The organism is Dictyobacter sp. Z7_2 (genome assembly GCF_057551105.1).
In genome coordinates this window covers 2,578,329-2,597,002 of sequence record NZ_BAAJPE010000001.1, presented here as the reverse complement: position 1 = coordinate 2,597,002, position 18,674 = coordinate 2,578,329, and the positions used below count along the sequence as shown (strand labels likewise).

Annotated in this window: 16 protein-coding genes; 6 read left to right on the top strand and 10 right to left on the bottom strand. The window is 49.1% G+C overall.

Features of this window, described 5'->3' with window-relative positions; all coding sequences use genetic code 11:
- The first annotated feature begins 44 nt into the window (after positions 1–44).
- Positions 45–1,022: an alpha/beta hydrolase gene (locus AC27N8_RS10360; protein ID WP_487066635.1), complete on the top strand. Its 978-nt coding sequence runs from the start codon at positions 45–47 to the stop codon at positions 1,020–1,022.
- A 328-nt stretch (positions 1,023–1,350) separates the two neighbouring features.
- Entirely contained in the window at positions 1,351–2,220 is an 870-nt protein-coding gene (locus AC27N8_RS10355) for a DUF6585 family protein (protein ID WP_487066633.1), read from the top strand.
- Between the two features lie 146 nt (positions 2,221–2,366).
- Here AC27N8_RS10355 and AC27N8_RS10350 read toward each other — a convergent pair whose 3' ends face one another.
- The 5 genes from AC27N8_RS10350 to AC27N8_RS10330 all read right to left on the bottom strand — a co-directional run bounded on the left by AC27N8_RS10350 (position 2,367) and on the right by AC27N8_RS10330 (position 8,078).
- Positions 2,367–3,908, bottom strand: a complete 1,542-nt coding sequence (locus tag AC27N8_RS10350; RefSeq protein WP_487066631.1) for a WD40 repeat domain-containing protein — start codon at positions 3,906–3,908, stop codon at positions 2,367–2,369.
- Between the two features lie 14 nt (positions 3,909–3,922).
- Positions 3,923–4,456, bottom strand: coding sequence for an RNA polymerase sigma factor (locus AC27N8_RS10345; protein WP_487066629.1), 534 nt, complete (start codon positions 4,454–4,456; stop codon positions 3,923–3,925).
- A 362-nt stretch (positions 4,457–4,818) separates the two neighbouring features.
- Positions 4,819–5,961, bottom strand: coding sequence for a pyridoxal phosphate-dependent aminotransferase (locus tag AC27N8_RS10340; protein ID WP_487066627.1), 1,143 nt, complete (start codon positions 5,959–5,961; stop codon positions 4,819–4,821).
- Positions 5,962–6,000: 39 nt separating this feature from the next.
- Positions 6,001–6,882 carry a bifunctional helix-turn-helix transcriptional regulator/GNAT family N-acetyltransferase gene (locus AC27N8_RS10335; RefSeq protein ID WP_487066625.1) on the bottom strand — a complete coding sequence of 294 codons (882 nt, stop codon included), beginning with the start codon at positions 6,880–6,882 and terminating at the stop codon, positions 6,001–6,003.
- A 284-nt stretch (positions 6,883–7,166) separates the two neighbouring features.
- On the bottom strand, positions 7,167–8,078 hold the full coding sequence (locus tag AC27N8_RS10330) for an NmrA family NAD(P)-binding protein (protein WP_487066623.1): 912 nt from the start codon (positions 8,076–8,078) through the stop codon (positions 7,167–7,169).
- 218 nt (positions 8,079–8,296) lie between these two features.
- Here AC27N8_RS10330 and fxsT point away from each other — a divergent pair, with 218 nt between their 5' ends.
- On the top strand, positions 8,297–10,624 hold the full coding sequence (gene fxsT, locus AC27N8_RS10325; RefSeq protein ID WP_487066621.1) for an FxSxx-COOH system tetratricopeptide repeat protein: 2,328 nt from the start codon (positions 8,297–8,299) through the stop codon (positions 10,622–10,624).
- Between the two features lie 169 nt (positions 10,625–10,793).
- Positions 10,794–11,816, top strand: a complete 1,023-nt coding sequence (locus AC27N8_RS10320; RefSeq protein WP_487066620.1) for a CPBP family intramembrane glutamic endopeptidase — start codon at positions 10,794–10,796, stop codon at positions 11,814–11,816.
- 89 nt (positions 11,817–11,905) lie between these two features.
- On the opposite strand, the gene AC27N8_RS10315 is transcribed toward AC27N8_RS10320, so the two are convergent.
- Together AC27N8_RS10315 and AC27N8_RS10310 are read right to left on the bottom strand one after the other, a co-directional pair.
- Complete coding sequence (locus AC27N8_RS10315; RefSeq protein ID WP_487066618.1) at positions 11,906–12,793, bottom strand: SDR family oxidoreductase; 888 nt, start codon at positions 12,791–12,793, stop codon at positions 11,906–11,908.
- Positions 12,794–12,850: 57 nt separating this feature from the next.
- Positions 12,851–13,504: a TetR/AcrR family transcriptional regulator gene (locus tag AC27N8_RS10310; RefSeq protein ID WP_487066616.1), complete on the bottom strand. Its 654-nt coding sequence runs from the start codon at positions 13,502–13,504 to the stop codon at positions 12,851–12,853.
- Between the two features lie 434 nt (positions 13,505–13,938).
- Between AC27N8_RS10310 and AC27N8_RS10305 the strand changes: the two genes are divergently transcribed.
- Entirely contained in the window at positions 13,939–15,090 is a 1,152-nt protein-coding gene (locus AC27N8_RS10305; protein WP_487067922.1) for an epoxide hydrolase family protein, read from the top strand.
- Between the two features lie 120 nt (positions 15,091–15,210).
- Here the strand turns inward: AC27N8_RS10305 and AC27N8_RS10300 are convergent, their stop codons facing one another.
- Complete coding sequence (locus tag AC27N8_RS10300) at positions 15,211–15,789, bottom strand: cysteine hydrolase family protein (protein ID WP_487066614.1); 579 nt, start codon at positions 15,787–15,789, stop codon at positions 15,211–15,213.
- A gap of 203 nt (positions 15,790–15,992) precedes the next feature.
- On the opposite strand from AC27N8_RS10300, the gene AC27N8_RS10295 reads away from it, so the two are divergent.
- Positions 15,993–16,559: a TetR/AcrR family transcriptional regulator gene (locus AC27N8_RS10295; protein ID WP_487066612.1), complete on the top strand. Its 567-nt coding sequence runs from the start codon at positions 15,993–15,995 to the stop codon at positions 16,557–16,559.
- A gap of 540 nt (positions 16,560–17,099) precedes the next feature.
- Here the strand turns inward: AC27N8_RS10295 and AC27N8_RS10290 are convergent.
- Together AC27N8_RS10290 and AC27N8_RS10285 are read right to left on the bottom strand one after the other, a co-directional pair.
- Positions 17,100–17,468 (bottom strand): hypothetical protein, encoded by a 369-nt coding sequence (locus AC27N8_RS10290; protein ID WP_487066610.1) that lies wholly within the window; start codon positions 17,466–17,468, stop codon positions 17,100–17,102.
- A 202-nt stretch (positions 17,469–17,670) separates the two neighbouring features.
- Positions 17,671–18,600 carry an MmyB family transcriptional regulator gene (locus AC27N8_RS10285; RefSeq protein WP_487066608.1) on the bottom strand — a complete coding sequence of 310 codons (930 nt, stop codon included), beginning with the start codon at positions 18,598–18,600 and terminating at the stop codon, positions 17,671–17,673.
- Positions 18,601–18,674 lie beyond the last annotated feature (74 nt).

The following is an 18,674-nucleotide window of genomic DNA, read 5'->3' as shown; positions in this document are numbered from 1 at the left end:
AGCATAATTTAACCTCTCAAATTGGTAAATTGGAGCAAACAAATATGGACAAAGCGTTGAAAAAAGCTGGTATTGAAGAGAAATATTTTCACACCGGCGAAGTTATCATGAACTATGTTGTCGGCCCGGCTAATGGCACACCTCTAGTCTTCATCCCAGGGCAATCTGTCACATGGGAAGAATACACATTGATTTTGCCTCAACTGGCAGATAAATTTCAGGTGTTTGCGGTTGCCTTACGTGGTCATGGCAAATCGAGTTGGACACCAGGCAAATATACATTCAATCAACTAGGACAAGATATGACGGCCTTTCTCAAAAATGTTGTAGGGAAACCAGCCATAATTGCAGGTAATTCATCAGGTGGAGTATTAACTTCGTGGCTGGCTGCGAATGTGCCGGAATGTGTCAAGGCCATCATTCTTGAAGATCCTCCACTGTTTCGCTGTGACTGGCCCAACATAAAGACCACGGAGGCTTATGATATGTTTCTGGGACTCAGCAGAATGGCAATCGCAGGCGGCGGCGGTTTCTCAAAATTTCTCGACGGAACAACAAGGAGGGCTAAGAGTTCCGATGGTGTCATGAATCTAAATTTACCACCCAGACCAATTATAAAGTTACTAGTTTGGATGATAGCAGCGCACCAGGCTTTCTTCCCTGGCAATCCTATAGATTTGAAAATATTGCCTCCTCAGGCACGAATAGTCATCAAAGGGAATACGCAGTTCGATGGTAATTTCTCCAGGGCGTTTGTAGAAGGTACCGTCGGTGAAGGCTTTGATCATGCGACGACACTGGCCAGGATTACACAGCCAGTACTGTTTTTACATGCAAACTGGTTCATGCATAATGGGAGGCTTGCAGGTGCCCTGGATGATAATGACGTCGCACATGTCAGATCACTGGTCAAAGGACCCTGGAAATATGTGCGTATGAACTGCGGTCATGCAATCGCACTTGATGCACCTGACAAGGAAGCCAAAGAGATATTGACCTGGGTTGATGAGTACGTAAAATAGGATGTTCAATTGTCTCCCAAAGCCAGATTGAATAATGTATACGCAATAACTTTGGAGGGAAGGAGGGACTGACGATGTTGTTTACAAGGCCTCCTCAAAACACGTTATAAGCAATGGCTGGACTATTCTAGAAGCTCACAATGATAAGCTTCCTCCTGTTTTAAAAGATGGTTGATTTGATTTTGCCCTGACCTGACCTGCTCAGGAGGAGATTGTACTGGGGAGGGCGGGAATGGTAGGATAGAGGAGAAAAAGCGTCTACGTCACGCTATCATAGAACCAGAAAAATTAGCATTCCATATTTTTTGGCAAGGGAGTGACAAAAACTATGCAAGAGCTAGAACCTGATCCATTAATAGCCATGTTAACACGTCTTGGCAACGAGTATGAGTTGGGTAAGTTTCGTGAAAGCTACAATCAAAAAAACTTTCGTAACTTCGCCATATACGCCTCTATCTTTCTCGCGTTGACTCTGTCTCTAACTCTCCTGGGGCTGCTTCATGGAGACGGTTGGTGGACATTCTTTGAGGTTGGGATATTATTCCCTCTTACTTTCTTCAGCGTGCGACCACTGTTTACCTATGTACGCGAGCGGGAGGCAATCCTCCATCGCTATGAGTATGGGCTGGCGCAACTGCGTTATCATCAGGGGCAACTGATGCATATCGATGTTATTCATTGGCAAGATATCGCTATGATCTGGCATAAGATACAATTTGTGCTGCTCGTATGGCACTTCTGTCGCCTCCAGCGCCATGATGGAACCATCTTTATAGATCAAAACCTCGCATTTCCTATCCGCCGCGGATGGCTGGTTGCATCAGAGGGTTTTGATCTCGTCGATTGTGTAGAAAAGGAAGTGCAACGTGTTCTCTGGCCGGGGATAATTGATACCTACCAGCAAGGACAATCCATCGCTTTTGGCACGCTTATGGTGAGCCAGAAAGGTCTTCAGTATAAGGGCAGGCTTTTGGCGTGGTCGGAGCTTTCGAGTATTGAGTATGCAAGAGCGCAGGTAATGATCGTCAAAACGCAACGCACAAATGTCAGCCAGCAGAAAACACATAGCCAGCCTCTAAAAGTCACTATTCCTTTAAAGGAGATAGCTAATCTCTATACTCTACACATGCTGCTTGCATTCGTACAGGAGCAGGATACAACCGTAACATTTCATATCCAGAGCCTGGGTTACCTGTAGAAATGTTTGGGTGCTCCTCAGAACGCATGTGTTTTCCAGGAGGAGTATATCTGATGGAATGCATTTTTCCAGACAAATATACTCTGATCCTCACCCTGTTGGTTCACACCGCAACAACGCTCCTAGAAAACATGGTTACAGTTCTTCTATTTAGCGGGAGCATCCCACACATTCACATCAATCGTATCGTTCGTTTGCGTATTTGGCATACTTGCTGTGGCAAGAAACGCATCATTTGGTGACCAGGTAACGCCCCGAATTTCTCTACCCTTTTCCTGATAGGTAAAAAGAATCTTCCCAGTCGTAGGATTCCAGATAGCCACATTTCCTACCTGTAGCTGACTTTGCTTCGAACCACTAGCGATCGCCTGTTCTGCGTTTTCAACCGAGGCAATGCGCATCCCATCATGCGACCAGGCGAGAAATTGCACCAAATCACCTGACGAGGCAAGAGGATAGGTCAGAATAGGCGTGCCGGTCAAAGCCTTCCAGACCTGGATCTGATTTTTTGTCTTGATTACTCCAACAGTATTGTTCCCAACCTGGACACTCATACTGACTACCAGATAGTGGCTATCTGGTGACCAGGTCACTGTATCCATTGACCCATAACCTGTCGCCGTAACAGTATACACGGGCTTACCCGTATTTACATCCCAGACACGTACTGATGGGTCCCAATTCATAGAAAGGGAAGCAATATACTTACCATCGGGCGACCAGACGACACTCTCTACATCGGCAATAGAGCCTGTCAGAGTCTTGACAACGGCACCAGTACTGCTATTCCAGATGAGAATCTGATGATCTTGCGGGTTATGAGAGGATATGCTTGAGTTTTCCAGACTGGAAGCTATATATTTGCCATCAGGCGACCAGGCCATTGCCCGTACGTAGGAACCTCCCCCACTGTGAGAAAGAAGAGGGATCAGTACACTGGTAAGGGATTTCTTCATGTTCGCTGTCGAAGACGTTGGACCGGTAATCAGCACATGACCAGTATTGGAGTCTATGACCTTCACAGTATTGGTAGCAATAGCGACACGTTGACTGCCATGTGGATCCCAGGCAACATTTTGAATAGGGTCCATTTCTCCACTGGAAGGAGAATATGTCACCTCGTTTTTCCCGGTCGTAGCATCCCAGATATGCAGGTCTTTCCCCACCAGGGCAAGACGCTTGCCATCAGGCGACCACTGTAAACCCATCATGCTGGTATCATGCACTTTATGATTATAGACAACATGGCCTGGATAAACCTGGGATGATTGAGTTAGGTGAGTATTTCCGCCCTGAGCTATATGTACTCTGGAAAGCACCACAAGTAAGTTACCTACTAGCAGGGCTGCCACCAGGACAGCAGCAGCCAGCACGAAGGTTCGTTGGAGAGAGGCAAAGCGCCGCTGGCGTGATCCACTCTGCATCCTGTCAGGGGTGGGTGATAAAGGAATATGCATGGGGATAATCTTTCCTCCTGTATTCTGAGATCGCTGCGAGCGACTACGCCTGTGAATATGCTGCCAGGCATAGTTGAGCGATTGCCTATCAGCCTGGGCATCCGCCTGGTAGAGTTGCTGTAAATCAGCAGTTAGCTGTGTATGAGACTCATTGAGGTGAGCCTGCTCCATAGCTTGATCGATCTGCGTATCAATGTCTTTGGCATGAAAATGTTCGTTCGATGTCTCCATAGTGCCTCTCCTTTTTAGTGCTTCTCATAGATAGAGCGCAGGGTGTTGAGAGTACGCGAGAGTAACATGCGTACCGTACCCGCTCTTTTGTCGAGGATGTGTGCAATCTCTGTGCTACGCAATCCATTGACAAAGCGAAGATAGAGTATTGTGCGCTGTAACTCTGGCAGCCCTTGCACATGCGAATGCAGCAGCGCATAGCGCTCTGTACGCATCGCATGCTGTTCTGGCTCCTGATCCTCATCAAAGTAGAGCGCATCCACAACCTGCTCTAGAGGCAATACCTTCCGGAACTTCCGGCGACGATACAGATCAACCTTCTTGTTCTGTGCCACCCGCCACAGGTAGGCTCGTTGTCTCTCTCTGGGCACATCCTGAAAATGCTTCTGATCCAGCGCTGCCAGGAAAACGTCAATGAGCAGATCCTCAGCATCCTCACGCGTTGGCGTATGGAGACGTAAGTAGGCAAAGATCTCCTGAGCGTAGCACTGGTAGAGTTCGGCCGCAAAGGCATCATTCGTGGCCGACATGCGTACGTCTTGTTGCATGGTTCATTGTCCCATCCTACTAAGTAATTGTTCTCGCTAGCGATTTCACTCTATGTGTCGCTCAAGAACTAAAAATGCCACGGCGAAGTACTCCAGGACACGCATCAAAAACGACTGTAATAGGTAATATTGGAGAATAAGAGGAAGTTTTTCTGGGAAGTTTCGTGTTCCATGAGGTTTATCACGAGCCCGATTCAAGACACTTGCACTTGTTGATGGGCGATAGAGAACCAGCATTCTATGATATTCAGAAACAAAAGGATGAAGATAAAGGGATACCAATAGATTACGAATACCCCTTTATGTCAACAACTTGCAATAAAAAGCTTTTTTATCTTTGAGATTCCTCAATTATGGATTTTTCAGCCATCTGCATGTGCTATTTGCTGCACTACCGCCGAAATAATATTCAGGGCAATCTGAAGATCGGACAATGAAAGAAAACCAAATCCCAGACGAAAGATGCGTGGCTCATCGCCGAACCAGGCGCCATTGGACACCCTGACCCCCTCATGAGATAGAGCATCATAAAAGCGGCTCACAGCATTGTCAGAAAAAAATGAGGGCTTTAAGCGCACGCAGCAGATTGCTCCTGCATCAGGCCGGACCCACTCAACAAGCTCCTGATTCTCCGCTACCCACTCTACTGCCCTCGCAAGACTTTCCGCCAGAGATTGACGGCGTTCGGCAATGATGCGCTCACGCTGCGCAAACACCTTGAGCGCCAGAGCTTCACAAACTGGCGAGCAGGAAACAACTGTATTGAACTTGCCGAGTACCAATTGCTCACGCAACGCTGGATCTCGCGTAATCACCCATCCCAGTCGCAATCCAGGAGTGCCATGACACTTGGAAAGTGACGCGACAGAAATGACTTTTGGGCTCAAAGAAACTGCGCTCCTGGCGATAGGATCATCCCCATAGGCAGCTTCACGATAGGTCTCGTCTACCAGAAGATAGGCATCAGGACATCTCTCTTCCAGCAACATTAGAATTTCGCGGAGCGTTGATGAAGGAATGGCGACTCCTGAAGGATTCTGTGGCGAGGCCAGACTTACCAGTTTGGTGGATGGAGAAAGATACTGGCGAAGATCCGCTGGATCAAGTTGATAGCCCTGCTCGAAGGAGAGCGGTAGGACGCGCACGTCTGCACCAACAACGTCCAGAGCATTGCGTGCCATGGGAAACAGCGGTGAGGTTGTCACCGCTTCATCACCACGACCACACAGAAGAAAGGCGATAAGAAACAATGCATGCATGCCACCTACAGTGATAACGACATCATCAGAGTTCACTTCATGCGCATCGGCAATTGCCTGACGGAGCCGGGGATCGCCCGCAGCTGTCGCGTAGCCGAGCATCATTTCACCCAGACCCTCCTCCCCCGAAGCATCGAGCAACTCGGCGAGTCTGAGATCAGGCCCAACGCTTTCACCAAGATCGTAGCGGGGCGTCTCCCCCACCAGGGAGATAATGTCATTCTTAGGAAATCGCGTCAGTTGCATGGATATCTTCCTTTCAAAATGAAACGGGACAAACAAGCTTTAAAAGAGCTTTTCAAACCAGTAATGGGCATAGGGCTCGTCATTGAAAGCCTCAACGTCTTGATATCCAGCGTGACGATATAGTTCGATGGCTTCCGTAAGATTCCGGTTCGTTTCCAGGTGAAGAATCTTGATACCAGCTTGCCTCGCCTCGTGTTCCAAAGCATCCAGAAGCCGCCGCCCCAACCCCAGCCCACGCGCACGCTTCGCGACCCACATGCGCTTGATTTCTCCTAGAGCGGTTTCGTGAAACTTTAACGCACCACAACCGACAGGCTCCTCTCGCAAACGAGCTACCAGCAACAGGCCAGATGGGCGCACAAGCTCGTGCGGATGGGCCGAAATGCCCAGGGTAGGATCAAAACCAGCCTCAAAGCGCTGGCCCAGTTCCGTAAAATATTGCTCAAGGCACCATCGGGCATCCTGACTGGTTGGATCAGCAACGGTAATCTGGACCATGGATGCAATAAGAAGCCGCTCAACCAGTGCCATGGCTTCCCCCAACTTCAGGCGCTGGCTCTCGCCGAGTGGCTCCAACAAGGAAGTGACAAAGGCATCAGAGCGCTGATCCAGCTCTGCACGTTCACGAAAACCAGCTTTGGTCAGTTGGGCAAGGCGAATCCGTCCATCTTGTTTGCTTGCCCTCACTACCAGCAAGCCTTGTTGCTCAAGAGAACGCAACAGGCGACTAACGTAGGCAGAATCAAGAGACAGTCGGCGCCTCAGTTCTCGAACCTCAGTCCCTTTTTCTCCAATCTCCCACAAGAGCCGTGCTTCGCCAAGTGGACGGTCTCGACCCAGAAAGTGATCGTTGAGAACCCCCACGCGCTCAGTCACGGTGCGCTGAAAGCTACGAACCTGATCCACTAAAGACATCTCCATGCATACCTCCAGAGGTGTTCAAGAAGTGACTGCTCATTCTCTGATTATAGTCAGAGAATGAGAGTAAAATGCAAGAGATTAGAGATTTGGATATCTGCATAAAGTAGATTTCAATAAAGGCCAGGTGCAACTCTCTATGTTATTCAAGTACCTGATTCATCTACGTATCGACAGCCATTGCGATTTCTGCCAATGCAATCGTCAAGCGCAGCAGAAGGGGATTTGCCGGGCAAGCTGACACTCGAGGGCAGAAACAGAGATAGATGGCAACTTCGTTATAGTGACTATTTATCAGGCTCAGGCCACACTTGCCGAATAAAGTCCTCGAGGGTCAAAGGAGCTCTCTTCCCTATTGTAGCTACGTTATCGTTGACTCCACGATAGTTCCCACGCCTGAAATCTTGATAGAACGCGACCAGATGAGCAACCAGATACGGATCAAGGCCAATCCCTATCGCGATTTGTTTCCATTCCTCTGGCGGGGTATCAACATACCGAACCTGTTGACCAAGCATGGTACTGAATACTTCTGCTGCTTCACTTAAGGAAAACTCTTGAGATCCTGTAAGGCGATACGTCTTACCCGCATGATGAGACGGATCGAGCAAGATTTGTGCCGCTACGCGTCCTACATCTTCAGCAGCCACCGGTGCATAGCTGGCGGTGCCACAGGGAAGTGCGATTGTACTGCTTGCAGTGCGGCCTCCATGCACGGATTGTAAGAAATTATCAGTAAAAAAGGTGGGATGCAGATGGGTCGTTGCAAAGCCACTGCTTTCGAATAGTCGCTCTGTTAACCAGAATAAGTGTGCCGCAGGACTTATCGCAACCTCCTGCGCCTCACGCTGCGATAGATTCACTACTGTCCGGATACCTGCTTCTTTTCCGATAAGAGCAAATGTTGTGGAAGCGGTCAGCAGGTCACTGAGAATAGGATAACAAAAATAAACACTCTCAATGTTAGTCAGTGCTCTTCGGAGAGCACGGCTGTCACGCACATCCCCTTCCACAATATCGACAGAATCTTCTGCAAACAGAGCAACTGCCTCTGCTCGATGATGAACTAATAGACGCGCAGATGTGTCAGAGGCCAGCAAATGTTTCACTACGGATCGACCCGTTTTGCCAGTTGCTCCTATAACAAGAGTACGTGGATCTTTTATCAATGCTTCTATCCCTTTCACATTTTCGTTCACATCTTCCCTTGAAGATGTTTTATTTCTTAATACGTGCATATACATAGCTTCTTCTCTTATTAGAGAGTATACCTTCAAGCGTTTCTCATATGAAGAGCGTTAGGTATCGTTTATTTATCGTTTGAGGAATATCCCTTTTCGCACATTTGTTTTTTATGTGTATATGGAATTCCCCCAAATTTGGAAGGTAAGTGAAGAAGAGGCCAGGAGAAAACTTCGTGAAAAGGAATGATGCTTTACGCCAGCATCGCATCCAACGGAACTGGCGTCAACAAGATGTAGCCGATCAATTAGGAACCACACACGGAACAGTCCAGCGCTGGGAACAAGGTACCCAACAACCAAGCACCTATTATCGTGTCAAACTAAGCACTCTTTTTGGACTGAGCGCCCAGGAACTAGGACTGATTGATGAGGTTCCATGCTCTTTAGAGAGTCCTTCTTCCAAAGAGAGAATACCAGAGAAGATCCCACTTTGGACTGTGCCTTATGCTCGCAATCCTCATTTCACCGGGCGCGAGGGCTTCCTCGCACAAATAATGCAGCAACTTTCTCCTCAAGAAGCAAGTCAGCCAGCGTGCCTCCAGCAGGTAATTTTGACTCAGGCTCAGGTAATCACCGGATTGGGCGGCATCGGCAAGACTCAGATTGCTGTCGAATATGCCTACCGTGCTCGCCAGCAAGGGAGTTATTTTCATATCCTTTGGATCGCTGCTACCAGTGAAGAAAGTATCCTCACAAGCTTTGCCACACTGGCAGAACGGCTACCTTCCATATCAGCCAAAGGTGAAACGGATCAACACAAACTGGTGGCATCAGTCATTCAGTGGCTGGAACACTGTTCACATCCCTGGTTGCTAATTGCAGACAACGCCGATGACCTCTCTCTTATCCAACCATATCTTCCTCAGTGGGGCAATGGTAGCATCCTGCTCACAACCCGGGCCAGCGCAATCGGCCCGTTGGCCACCTCCATCGAAATTGATAGCATGAGCGTCATGGAGGGGTCAAATCTCTTGCTGCATCGTGCACATCGCTGGATACACGCCTCAGATGAAGAGATTAATGAGGCAGCGAATATCGTCGTGGCGCTGGCACACTTTCCTCTCGCCATCGATCAGGCGGGTGCCTACATTGAAGAAACAAGATGTAGTTTGCACGACTATCTGGCTCTCTATCAACAGCATCAGCACGCCTTGCTTGCATATCGTGACAAACTTGCCTTGCAGTATCCAGAGTCAGTGATGACTACCTGGTCCCTCTCATTTCAACACCTTGAGCAAACCAATCCCGCCACGGCTGAGCTCTTGCATCTGTGCGCCTTTCTGGCACCAGATCACATTCCCGAAGAACTCCTGAGCGCGGGTGCACCTCAATGGCCTGCCGTGCTGCAACAGGCCGTCACTGATCGCCTCACCTTCAATCAGATGCTCGCAGACGTGCTGCGATTTTCCCTGGTGAAACGGTCTTCAGAGGGAAACTTCTTCAGTATTCATCGCCTGGTACAGGTTGTCTTACTGGAGCGTCTTTCCTGGCAGGAGCAGGAGCAGTGGGCACAGCGGCTGGTTCGGGCCATGCAGATTCTGTTTCCTCGTTATCCGCACGACGCCGTTGGTACCTGGGGTCAGTGTCAGCGTTATCTGGAACAGGCACAACAGTGTGACGTGCTAATTCAACGCTATCAACTCTCTTTGCCTGAAGCGGCTGATCTGCTTGAACAGGTAGGAACCTACCTGTTTGAACGCGCCCTTGACCTTTTGGCCAAGCCACTCTTTCAACGAGCACGTTCTTTGCGTGCCCAACAAAAGAATTCCAATCCTCTCTCTGAGGTCCCACTGGCAAGCAAACTTGCGCTCCTCTACCATCATCAAGGTGCATATGCGCAGGCCGAGGAAATCCGTCAGCATGTATTACGTGTATGGGAACAACAAGGAGAACCGGAACATCTGCTAGAAGCCTCTGCCCTGAACTATCTAGCATTGCTCTATCACCAGCAGGAACACTATGTACAAGCCGAGCGACTTTACCAGGTAGCGCTTCAGTGCTGGGGACAAATGGCGAGAGCAGAGCAGACGCAGGCAGCTTATGCACTCCTTGGACTTGCCAATATATATCAGGCACAGCAGAGGTATACTGAAGCTGAGCCACTATATCTGCAAGCGTTACACATACGAGAGGCACGGCTAGGGCCAGAACATTTTCAGATCGCCAATCCCTTACATGGCTTAGCAAACCTGTATCGAGAGCAGAAGCGTTACACAGAAGCAGAACCACTCTACAAACGAGCATTACGTATACGAGAAGAGGAGGTAGGACCAGAGAGTGCTGAGATGGCCATGCTTTTATATGATTTCGGGCGTTCACAGCATGACTGGAGAAAGATTCCCGAAGCAGCTTTGTTATATCAGCGTGCATTAACGATACAGAGAAAAGTGTTTGGTACAGCTCATCCTTTGACGAACGCAACAAGTGAACAGCTCAATTTGATCTCTGCTATCCCCTGGACTTATCCAGAAGCGATTGAGGATGTTGCTCAACATCCATAAAACGACCATACAGTCCAACGGTGACGCATAACAATGAGCTTGCGGCAACCGCTGATAAGCACATTCATCTGGGAACCGTTAACAAGGGAAATGCTGGTAGCTTTTAGTTTTTTTATGTAAGCTTTTTGTCTTCAAATGCGACTCCTTTAGAGAAAAGAAAGGAGTCTTTATGATTTTCGTACGTCGTTTACTTTCTTCCAATATCGGACAATTGGTGATAGAAATCGTCCTGGTGGCGGTTCCAGTGATTCTGCTGGAGGCTGTGTGGAATCTGCTACCTGTATCGTTTCGTCAGAGTATCGCTGGAGACTTGCTACTCAATATCTCGGCGGCAGCTATTATCACTGTTGTATTCGTCCAGACACTTCGTAAGATAGAACATAGTTCGCCCTCCGAAGTAGGACTGTCGAGGCATCAGTGGCTGCGTCAACTTCTGCTCAGCTTCTCATTCGGCGGTGCTTTGATGACCGCTGTTACTCTTCTGCTGACGATAACCGGTTCCTACCATATTACCGGCATTAATCCCCTGGCGATTGTCCAACTGATCTTTTTCATCGTTGCCTTATGCCTGCTGGCACCGCTTTTGACACGAAACAAAAAGATCGGTTTCTTCCACTATGTGCTTTTTGCCTTCCTTGTCTTCGGGCTATTTTCTACGATCATTTCTCTTATCATACTGGCAGCAGGTGTGATTCAAGAGGAATTTGTCTTTCGTGGCATGATCTTTCGCAAACTGGAACGCTCCTTCGGTTCCTGGATTGCTCTGGTGGTCAGCGCAATCGTGTTTGGATTCATTCATCTGGTAACGCCCCATTCAACCCTGATAGGGGTCATCGCGATGATGATTTCAGCCGGAGTCCTCATTGCTGCTGTCTACATACAAACCCGTAGTTTGTGGTGCGCAATAGGCGTACACCTTGGCTGGAACTTTTTTCAAGGCTCCGTCTTCGGCACACAGATCGCCGGCTATGCTCTGCCCGGCTTTTTTTCTTCGGTCATTACCGGGCCGGAGGCCTGGACTGGGGGAAGTTTTGGTCCTCAAGCGGGCCTGGCAACTATTCTCATTGTTGGCTCCGCGGGAGGAATCATCTGTTTCCGCGCGGCTCGTCAGCATCGGATGCTTCCACGCAACTGGCAACAGCCTCCCTCAACCAATACCCAGCCAGAACACACGAATGTGCCTGTAGCGTAAGCTTTAGAGCTGCCACATGGTACTGAAGATCCGCATGTGGCAGCTACCTCTGGTTTATAGCACCATGTATCTGAAGAGAAACGTGAATGTTAGTTTTCCAGGAGAGGCTGCGAAACCGGCTCGTGTTGCCGAATCAACGTCTCGGAGACATCCCAAAGACGGCGGCGAATAGCCACGTTATGTGATGGTTTAGAAGAGCGACTCTCTTTGCTGTTAGAGAAGTACTTCCCGCTCACTCCTTCAACTTCGGGTGAGGTCGCCAGATAGAGCTGCGTCTGTGCTCCCTTCTCGGTGCTTATTCCTACGACGGAGTAGAGCAAGCCAAAGAGAAAATGTACAATACCATTTGTCCCATTATTAAAGTTGGAGACAACCAGACCGGGATGGAGCGCGTTGACGGTGACACCCGTGCCCGCAAGCTGATCAGCCAATTCATAGGTAAAGAAGATTTGTGCCAACTTGGACTGAGCATAGACATCCATAGCTCTATATCTTTGTATTCTTTGCAGGTCAGCAAAATCGATTCGCCCCATCATATGGGCAGCCGAACTCACATTCACAATACGTGCTGGTGCACTGGCCTTGAGTGTATCCAGTAGCAGTTGTGTCAGCAGGAGTGGAGATAGATAATTGGTCTCGAAAGTCGTCTCCAACCCATCAACCGTACTTTTGTATTCGGCATTTACCGCCCCGGCATTATTGATCAAAACGTGAAGCTGAGTATATTTCTGTTTGAATTCCTGCGCCACACGACGCACCTCAGAAAGTTGGGAGAGATCTGCCACGATCAGATCTACCTGAGCATTGCCGCTTATCTGCTTGATTTCTGCCTGCACCGCTTCCCCTTTCGTGCGATTACGACAGACCATCACAACCGTCGCCCCCATTTTTGCTAACTCTCTAGCCGTCACTTTGCCAATCCCGGCACTGCTACCCGTCACCAGACAAATCTTTCCCTGCATATCAATAGTTGCCATCACAATCTCTCCTATGTGAAAATAGATCGAATGATCATTCTAACGCCATTAAAATTTTTAGCGGGCAATTGCGTCCCAGCATGCCCCGGCACAATCCTTGAGCACGTTCTCATCAAGGCTTATCAGGCCCGCCGAGACCTGTCGAGCTAGCCTGAGCGCTACGCCCAGCGTGAATTCAATCACTACCTCCAACGGAAGATCCTTGAGCAAGTCCTGACGGCGCAGATCCTCTACCAGCCGATGAAATGCTTGCCCATCAGAAGGAATTTCTCCTTTGAGTAAAGCTTGACTATGCATGCCATCAAGCGCATCATAGATCGTTTCTGCAGTCTCTTGCTGTTCCGCCTCCAGGGTTTTTACTGAGGGCATGCTTTCGTACTGCTCCAAAAAGAGCATCGCTTGTGGATGAGCCTGGCAATAGCGGAAGAGGGACAACCAGAACAATTGAAAACGTTTTGCCAGCGGTTGTTGTGGATCATCAACGGCGCCAATAGCACGGTTCATCTCTCCTTTGATACGGTAATAGAGCGACCTGAGCAGATCCTCCTTACTATCGAAGTAATGATAAATGATACCTGCACTGGCCCCCGAGCGTTTGGAAATGAGCGACATCGGAGTATGCTGCAACCCATGTTCGGCAATCAGTTCAAGTGCCGCCTGCAAGATAGCTTCACGTTTGTCTCCTTTAGGTACCTTCTCTCCAATTCGCATCGAACCCTCATCTCAAGAACGCAGGCAAACAGCCGCATAGATCGAATAATCATTCTATTTATACCACAGACTCATCACTTATGCAAGGACCAGATAGGATATACAAGGAGAAAATAAAATTCTTGTTTCATTTAAGAAAGGTTTCAATCCCTGCCCGGCTTCTTCTCCTTTTCGGACGGTGTAGCTCTAGTATACCATAGGAGGCGAGCTGACACCACAATTTGCGAGAGGCTGAGCTCACAGATAGCGGAGCACCTATCTCTCGCAAAGTGCATCCTCGTGATGCCAGACTATAAGATTTCTCTTCTCCCACTGTCCAAAGGGGGAATTCCAATGATACAGTTGGACAAAAAAAGAAGTCAGGCACGACAGAGAGGCGACAGTCATGCTATACTCAAAAAAGAGAAAACGACTGTTGTAGAAAAGGAGCTATGATGACGGCAGAAGCGTTCACCATCCACATTCCCCAAGCGATTCTTGACGACTTGCACGAACGGCTGGCTCAGACGCGCTGGCCCGATGAGATAGAGGAGGCTGGATGGGATTATGGCACAAATCTGGACTATCTGAAGTCTTTAGTTGCCTACTGGCAATATCAATTTGATTGGCGGGCACAAGAGGCACGACTCAACCAATTCGCGCAGTTTCGCGCCGAGGTCGATGGATTTGGCATCCACTTCATACACGAACGTGGCAAAGGACCTGCTCCACTGCCGTTGATCTTGACCCACGGCTGGCCTGATTCGTTCTTTCGCATGTACAAGATCATCCCTATGCTGACCGATCCTGCTCGCTATGGTGGCGATCCTGCCGATGCGTTCGACGTCATTGTGCCATCGCTGCCGGGATATGGTTTCTCAGACCGTCCACGCAAGCCTGGCATAACGTCGAATAGTGCCGCCGAACTGTGGGCGCGCTTGATGACAGACGTCCTTGGTTATCGGCGTTTTGCTGCCGCTGGTGGAGACATTGGAAGCGGAGTCACACGCTATCTGGCATTCGCGCATCCTGATCTGCTCGTTGGGATTCATCTCACAGACAATGGCCTTCCACAAAACACCGAAGTACCCGATCTATCCGAGGCAGAGAAAGAGTATCTCAACGCCGTCCAGCAGTGGCGCATGCAGGAGGGTGCATATGCCTTGATGCATTCAACCAAGCCACAAACACTCGCATCGGCTTTGAACGACTCTCCTGTTGGCCTGGCGGCCTGGTTCTTGGAAAAATTCCGTACGTGGAGCGATTGCGATGGCAACGTGGAACGGCGTTTCACCAGGGATGAACTGCTTACAAATATCACGATCTACTGGGTAACGGAAACGATCAATTCTTCCATGCGCATATACTACGAGAACAGCCGTCTGTCACCGTATTTGAAACCAGGACAGCACATTGAAGTCCCGGCAGGAGTCGCGATCTTCCCTAAAGACATATCGCTTCCGCCACGTGAGTGGGTGGAACGCAGTTTACGTGTCCAGCGATGGACTCAGATGCCATGTGGCGGGCATTTTGCCGCGCTAGAGGAACCTGAACTACTGGCTGAGGATATACGCGCGTTTTTCCGTCCGCTCCGTACAACTCGCTGAGTACATAAGGCTTCTCACCGCGTCAATCATGTTCTTTGCCCTCCACACCAGACGCTTTTCAAAAGAAGCGCGAGGTCCAGCCACAACTGCGTTGAAATCTGTCACTCATGGCATGATTAACTATTTTATCCCCTCGCACCATTGCTCGCTTGTGATAACGTCAGCCTGGCGAGGAAACACTTTCGTCAGTAGTACTCGTTGAACCTCTTCATCGTTGTCCAGACAGCAATCAGACAACACGGTCAGAAGATAATCTTTGTCCGCAGCCTCGCGCAGCGTTGATAAGACAACCCCGCTGGTAGCGATGCCGCAGAGGACCAGATGCCTGATATCCTGTGCCCGCAACAGAACCTCCAGGTCGCTGCCCATGAACGCACTGACACGCAGTTTTGTGACCACACTATCGGTCGGCAGTGGAGTAATAGCTGGATGAATCTCCATCGCAGCCATTGCTCCTTGAATTGAAGATGAGCGCTGCTTGATACCTCCAAACATTTTATTACGCGGGCTAATTTCTGGATAGCCCGGACGAAATTTTACTCTGATGTAGATAACGGGAATATTCGCAGCCCGAGCGACCGCAATTGTTGTGGCCAGACGAGGAAGCAGATCACTGTCATTAGCATAGAGCGCAACAGTACTAGGTTGCACATCCATGACAAGAAGCGCGGTCTGATCTGATGGATTAGTAGTAGGCATTTATTGTAACCCCTTTCGCGTCATTAGTGTACATAATTGTAGGCTTAATCTCGCCAGTGCCACCGCAACGTGCACCATTGGGAAGCGTGAGAGCCGAAACTAGCAAACAACTATTGTAATTCGTATTATCCGTGAGGTATGCTCGTAAAACAACCAACAATATCGCAATAGGTGTTGCAATAATAAAAGAGATGAGACAGTGCATGAATACGAAGCACAATCAGAGTTTCCGGGACACCGACTTGAAGATACAAAAGGTCTTGCTGGACGCGATGGAGTGCACCGAGTTTGACCAGATCACGGTGCAGTCTCTCTGCAAAAAAGCTACGATCAACCGCTCCACCTTTTACGCACATTATGTTGATATCACTGACCTACTGGACAAAACGGAACAGGCAATGAGCAAGATGCTGGTGGACCAATACCGCAAGCGAAATATCTCTGAGCAGAATATCTTTTCGCCAAAATATCTCTGGTTATTTTTAAGACACATCCAACAGCACAAACGATTTTACAAGCTTTGCTTACACAACAAGAAGAGTTTTCCAATCAAGCAAGGATTCGAGCCACTCTGGAATATGATAGTGAAGCCAAGTTGTCAGCGCGCAGGAATTACCTCTGAAGATGAAATAATGTACTATTTTGTCTACTTTCAGGCCGGTCTCACGACGGTACTGAAACGCTGGGTCGAAACTGATTGCAAGCAAACGCCAGATGAACTGGCTAAAATCATGGCGCATTGCCTTCCCGATCTGACAGCAAGCTATTAAAACGCAATATGACATCTTTCCCTCACACAATCTGATAAGGAGCTGGCAGCGAGGGCGTGCTATTTTGCGACATTGCCAGTGTCATCGGTCGGCATCTGAACCTGCCGGTAGTCAGCATTGCCCACGAAGAGGCAGATGCCCACTTCAACAATTTCTCGGACCCGTAACGGCGCTTGACATCCCGAGATCAAGCGCACAGGCCCGAAGCAGCCCGTGCATCCCGGACTCATCTCAGACCTCGAACAGCACCACTTCAACAACTGATTTGAAGCTGAGAGCCACTACTTATGACAATCAAATGTATGGGTAGGGATGACATACGCTCATAAAGCAAGTGGAGTACTGGAGCAGGCACTCATCCAACACAAAAATGAACTGAAGGCCACGCAAAGCGCTTTGTGTGGCCTTCAGTTTTATTGAGATAAAGAGATAGCTTAGTTTCAATCCCTGCCGGGCTTCTCGTCCTCTTCGGACGGCGCGGCTCTCGTGTACCATAGGAGGCGGGGGAAAACCACAATTTGCGAGAGGCTCTCTTTTGGGCTATTTTTGCTGTTCAAGGAGAAAAGCAATTCCTACGACGAGCAATGCCAGAGAACCTGGCAGATTGATGAGAAAGATCACCTGGGGTCCCAGACGGATGGTCAGCAGGATGAGTGCTACCTGGAGCAGCAGGAGAGGAACGGCCAGACCAAAGCTTAAAGGACGAGTTCTTCTAAAAAACACAAACAACACCATGAGGAACTCGATCAGCGCGGCAGGCGCTATGATAAGGAATCCTTCCCCAATGTTGGCGGGGCTAAGGGTGATAGGTATGATGCCAGCCTGAGCCATGAATGGAAAGAGGGTTGTCCAGAGCAGGACCAGAACGCCTATGAGCAAGCCCAAGCGCCATCGTGAATCGCGTATCATACGTCTATCCTCATATCTCATTGCGTGTGATCGCTGCCGGGCGCGATCGTTGCTAATCTCAAGGATAGCAGGGTTGGAGGAAAACGACATGGGACAAATGACATCTCTCTGCGATGATGCGATGAGGATACTGAGAACCTTCGGCGCTTCAGAAGACGAGCTGATTTAAGCTATTTGAAGCATGAACAGCACCGTTCTCACCTCAGCCAACCGGCTCGGATCGAGCGTTCACGCTGCCGAACGAAGCATAAGCGGCATGCGCCGCCTCATCGACCGGCAGCAGCGCCGAGATGGCTGGATAGATTTTGCTACTCACGGAGATAAGCATATGTCGTACACGTATGGGTAACAACTCGCTGGTTGTCGCCACACGTGTAAACACCATCTTTGTCGGAGAAACTTCCTGACCGATAACTTCGTGCGATCTTTCCCAGTACGTTTGAAAATCTGGAACCGAAGCACACCACTGCTGGACGCTCTGTTGATACCAGGCATCATACTGAGAGAACACGTTCAGCTGCTTGAAGTGTTGAAGCGCATACATGACATGTTTTTGCCACATAGCGTATGCTTCTGCATTGACCGTGGAACGTACACGAAAATCCGGGTTAAAGAGAAAAGAAATCGTCGTGCGCTGATGCGGTGCAAAAGTCTCGAGAGAGGGCACATCGAGGAGGCGTAGAAATAACTTGTTTGCGGCATGGACCTGGAACCTTTGCGTGACCACGATGGCTGGATAAGGTAAGTTCTCCATGATCTGTTGCGCCTGCTCCAACGCTTGTCGCAACGAATCGCCTTCCAACGTCGGCTGTTCGGGTAGATATTGTGCAGCCAGTAGGAAATCGTTACGCTCACTGAGGCTGCATTCCAGATAGTCGGCAATCGTCATCAGCATGGAACGGCTCGGCAAGCGATTAGAGCGTCCGATCAGCCAGTTTTTATACGTTGGGCATGCTTCGTCATTCAGTTCGAGCTGCGTAAAACGCTTCAACTGAGGATGGCCCTTCTCACGGTATTCCTCGTGACGTTTCTCGCGTACCGCTTCAATGACTCCGAGCAGTTGATAGAATATACGCGCATTATCTTTTGAGGACGTATCATCCTCTCTCATTGCAGGTGATTGTAATAGCATCTTTCCCTCATACAATCCAATATCGATTGCATACTAAATGACAAAGGGCCGAAAGTCAAGCGTAGTTTTACTCT

Coding starts and splice junctions, on each gene's coding strand:
- AC27N8_RS10360 (WP_487066635.1), top strand. CDS start 45: ATGGACAAAGCGTTGAAAAAAGCTGGTATTGAAGAGAAATATTTTCAC.
- AC27N8_RS10355 (WP_487066633.1), top strand. CDS start 1,351: ATGCAAGAGCTAGAACCTGATCCATTAATAGCCATGTTAACACGTCTT.
- AC27N8_RS10350 (WP_487066631.1), bottom strand. CDS start 3,908: ATGGAGACATCGAACGAACATTTTCATGCCAAAGACATTGATACGCAG.
- AC27N8_RS10345 (WP_487066629.1), bottom strand. CDS start 4,456: ATGCAACAAGACGTACGCATGTCGGCCACGAATGATGCCTTTGCGGCC.
- AC27N8_RS10340 (WP_487066627.1), bottom strand. CDS start 5,961: ATGCAACTGACGCGATTTCCTAAGAATGACATTATCTCCCTGGTGGGG.
- AC27N8_RS10335 (WP_487066625.1), bottom strand. CDS start 6,882: ATGGAGATGTCTTTAGTGGATCAGGTTCGTAGCTTTCAGCGCACCGTG.
- AC27N8_RS10320 (WP_487066620.1), top strand. CDS start 10,794: ATGATTTTCGTACGTCGTTTACTTTCTTCCAATATCGGACAATTGGTG.
- AC27N8_RS10315 (WP_487066618.1), bottom strand. CDS start 12,793: ATGGCAACTATTGATATGCAGGGAAAGATTTGTCTGGTGACGGGTAGC.
- AC27N8_RS10310 (WP_487066616.1), bottom strand. CDS start 13,504: ATGCGAATTGGAGAGAAGGTACCTAAAGGAGACAAACGTGAAGCTATC.
- AC27N8_RS10305 (WP_487067922.1), top strand. CDS start 13,939: ATGACGGCAGAAGCGTTCACCATCCACATTCCCCAAGCGATTCTTGAC.
- AC27N8_RS10300 (WP_487066614.1), bottom strand. CDS start 15,789: ATGCCTACTACTAATCCATCAGATCAGACCGCGCTTCTTGTCATGGAT.
- AC27N8_RS10295 (WP_487066612.1), top strand. CDS start 15,993: ATGAATACGAAGCACAATCAGAGTTTCCGGGACACCGACTTGAAGATA.
- AC27N8_RS10290 (WP_487066610.1), bottom strand. CDS start 17,468: ATGATACGCGATTCACGATGGCGCTTGGGCTTGCTCATAGGCGTTCTG.
- AC27N8_RS10285 (WP_487066608.1), bottom strand. CDS start 18,600: ATGCTATTACAATCACCTGCAATGAGAGAGGATGATACGTCCTCAAAA.